1 pseudogene is annotated in these 436 nt (G+C 50.2%); it reads left to right on the top strand.

Annotated features, from left to right (window positions below):
- Positions 1 to 278 (top strand): annotated as a pseudogene (locus ACTHUR_RS21400) (DEAD/DEAH box helicase); the annotation flags it as partial.
- Positions 279 to 436 lie beyond the last annotated feature (158 nt).

The following is a 436-nucleotide window of genomic DNA, read 5'->3' as shown; positions in this document are numbered from 1 at the left end:
CCCGTAAATTGCCCGAGCTGACCGTCGAAGGCATGGAACCGACCCGCAAGCGCAAATCCGCAGGCGGCAAGCCGAAAGGCAAAGGCGGCTGGGGCGATAGAAAATCCGGCGGCTGGCGCGGCGATAAGAAACCGGGTAAAGAAGGCTTCGGCGGCAAATCGCGCGGCGAAGGTTTCAAAAAAGAAGGATTTAAGAAAGGCGGCGAAGGCTTCAAAGGCAAACGTAAAGCCAACGATTCTTTCGGCTCGAAACCAAGCCGTCCAGCGAAAAGAGGCTGATGCTAAAGTCAAATCAATAGCGGGTATTAAGTAACATTAACATTGATATCACGGTCTTCAACAAAAAGGTCGTCTGAAAATCGATTTCAGACGACATTTTATTTTAAACGTTCAGCTTAAGCGGCAAAGCGTTTGGCGACTTCGTCCCAGTTGACGAT

Source organism: Neisseria sp. P0021.S007 (assembly GCF_051956855.1).
Note: the sequence above shows the minus strand (reverse complement) of the source record. Positions and strands in the feature narration are given on the sequence as shown.